Here is a 2,576-nt window from a genome sequence, read left to right on the forward strand (position 1 = left end):
GGGCCTGTTCCGACATTGACCCAACCAAGCGGCAAAAGTCTGATGGCCAAGGGACAGACGGAATGCCGGAATGCCGTAAATGAGCACCCCACCGGCCTCGTGCAGGGCTTCGTATACGTCCACCTTGATGCCTGCGGCGGCGCAGACGCCCGCACAGGTGAGGGATGACGGGCCGGAGCCGATGCAGGCTACCTTGAGGTCGCCCCTGGGCAGTGCGCAGGCGTTGGTGCCGGTAACCTGCTCGCAGGCTGTGGTGGCGATATAGGTGTCGGCCACAAAGCGTTCAAGGCGGCCGATGGCTACGGGCTGGCCCTTGGCCTTGAGAACGCACTTGCCCTCGCATTGATGTTCCTGCGGGCAAACACGGCCGCACACGGCGGGCAGGCTGTTGGTACTTTTAATGATGCGATAGGCCGCATCCATATTGCCCAGGGCCACCTCGCGGATAAAGTCTCGAATGGGCACTTCCACAGGGCAGCCGCTGACGCAGAGGGGCTTTTTGCACTGCAGGCAGCGCTGGGCCTCTTCAATAGCCATTTCTCTGGTGTAGCCCAGGGCCACTTCATCAAAGTTGGCGCGGCGCGCCTCTGCGGGCTGGCAGGGCATGTCCACCCTGGGAGCAACAGGTTTTCTTTTGGAAGGTTTAGTTTCCATGAGCAATCCTCAGCTGGTAATCGTCGATGGAGACTTTTTCCTGTTCGCGGTAGGCAGCCAGGCGGCGGCGCAGCTCGGGAAAGTCCACTTCATGCCCGTCAAATTCGGGGCCGTCCACACAGGCAAACTTGGTTTTGCCGCCAACACTCACGCGGCAGGCGCCGCACATGCCGATGCCGTCAACCATGATGGGGTTGAGGCTGACAGTGGTTTTTACGCCGAAGGCGCGCGTGGCTTCTGCCACGGCGGCCATCATCGGCACAGGACCGACAGCCACCACCTCAAAAACGGTCTTGTCTTTTTCGAGCCTGTCGCGCAGAAGGTCGGTCACAAGGCCCTTGTGTCCGTAGCTGCCGTCATCGGTGGAGATGAGCAGTTCGTCCACAAAAAGTTTCAGTTCTTTTTCAAAAAGCAGCAGATCCTTGCTGCGCGCGCCGATGATGCCCACCACCTTGTTGCCGGCACGTGCATGGCCCTTGGCGATGTGGTGCATGGCGGCAATGCCCGTGCCGCCGCCCACACAGATGACCGTGCCTTTTTTTTCAATGTGCGTGGGGTGTCCCAGGGGGCCGCAGACATCAAGAATGGAGTCGCCGGCGTTAAGTTCTTCGAGAATGGCGGTGCTTTTGCCCATGACCAGATACACGATGGTAATGGTGCCTTTTTCGGCATCGGTATCTGCAATGGTCAGGGGAATGCGCTCGCCCGTGGGGGTCATACGCAGCATGACAAAGTGGCCGGGCCGGGCCTTGCGGGCAATTTGCGGCGCTTCAAGCACCAGCTTGCTGGTTTTGCCCGGGATCAGGCTTTCCTTGTGCAGTATGGGTGTTGGCATAGACTCTCCTCTTCTGGCTTGGTGCGCTATGGTATCTGCGAATACTCGCCCATGCAAGCGCGGGGCGTGCATAAATGGCCTGCGGGCGGCAGGGCGCATTTGCCTTGAACCTGTGCTGGCGGACTGTGCGAAAGCGTTTTTTTATGTACTGATGTATGCGTGCAAACGCAATATATTTGGCCTGTTAGCGAGAAGATTGCTGCGCCTGGAGCCATTTTGCGGCTTTTTTCCTGTTCACCGCTCTAAAGCTTTGTACAGCAGGCTCCGATAGACTTGTTGATGAGTGGGGAAGGGGAGACCGTGTGCAAACACAAAAAGGCGAACCAGCCCCCCGGATGCAGGGAAGCAGTGATCCATTCAGGGAGGAATGGTCATGTCGCAACGCATCACTGACGCATTCCTGTCGGAAACCGGACCGCCGGAAAGGCTCGAGCCCGAAGAGCACGACCTTGCCGTCATACAGCGGTACCTTGCCGTACTGGAACAAAACAAGAAGGCCAGCCGCGCGGCTCTCACCGACGCGGATATGGCTATGGACATGGCGGGCTTTGTGCGGCGCCAACTGCGCAATCCCCAGCAAGGGTACTCCATACCGCACACGCTGCTGGCTTTGGCCCTGGTGCAGCGTGTGCCGGACGCGCCCCAACAATAATCGGTGTTTCCCTCGCGGGTAAACGCCGTGGAACCGTGGAGCCCAGAACTGAAACAGCCGCCCGATGGCAGGCAGGACTTGTCCGGGACTGTTTCGCAGTGCGGGTTGGGCAACAATCCGCACTGGTCAGACAAACTGTTCAGTGTTGATCTGCTCTAACCACGCATACCGGACAGGCGGCGCAGCGCCGCACTGTCTTCGTAAACATGAAAAGCATCACTTTTCCGTGACATGAACGGGAGCGTGGCAGGTTCGCAGTCCATAAGAAATTCTCCACTCATGCGAAGGGGAGGGCCGTGGGGGCCCTCCCCTTTTTGTAACTAGAAAACCCCCCGCTAGGCGGGGGGTTCTAAAAAGCTTATAGCTTTGCCCAAGTGAGTAAAACTCCTTTTGATTTGTTAAAAAATCTCGCGGTCTGGCAACTGCGAGTCAACA

At 58.3% G+C, this 2,576-nt stretch carries 3 protein-coding genes; 1 reads left to right on the plus strand and 2 read right to left on the minus strand.

Features of this window, described 5'->3' with window-relative positions; translation table 11 throughout:
- Nucleotides 1-654: NAD(P)-binding protein (locus V6C07_RS11030; protein WP_333536529.1), on the minus strand; the 654-nt coding region annotated here is incomplete at its 3' end.
- The gene (locus tag V6C07_RS11035) at nucleotides 644-1,489 is read right to left on the minus strand and encodes a sulfide/dihydroorotate dehydrogenase-like FAD/NAD-binding protein (protein ID WP_333536530.1); all 846 of its coding nucleotides are present in this window, start codon (nucleotides 1,487-1,489) and stop codon (nucleotides 644-646) included. The genes V6C07_RS11035 and V6C07_RS11030, both read right to left, overlap by 11 nt.
- Nucleotides 1,490-1,862: 373 nt before the next feature.
- Here V6C07_RS11035 and V6C07_RS11040 point away from each other — a divergent pair, with 373 nt between their 5' ends.
- A complete protein-coding gene (locus tag V6C07_RS11040) occupies nucleotides 1,863-2,141 on the plus strand; it encodes a hypothetical protein (protein ID WP_333536532.1) in 279 nt (92 codons plus the stop codon).
- The last annotated feature ends 435 nt before the right edge of the window (nucleotides 2,142-2,576 follow it).

It is taken from the genome of Desulfovibrio sp. 1214_IL3152, assembly GCF_036763055.1.
Lineage (GTDB): Bacteria > Desulfobacterota > Desulfovibrionia > Desulfovibrionales > Desulfovibrionaceae > Desulfovibrio.

What these genes read in the sequence shown, in the direction of transcription:
- V6C07_RS11035 (WP_333536530.1), bottom strand. Translation starts at nt 1,489, where the DNA reads ATGCCAACACCCATACTGCACAAGGAAAGCCTGATCCCGGGCAAAACC.
- V6C07_RS11040 (WP_333536532.1), top strand. Translation starts at nt 1,863, where the DNA reads ATGTCGCAACGCATCACTGACGCATTCCTGTCGGAAACCGGACCGCCG.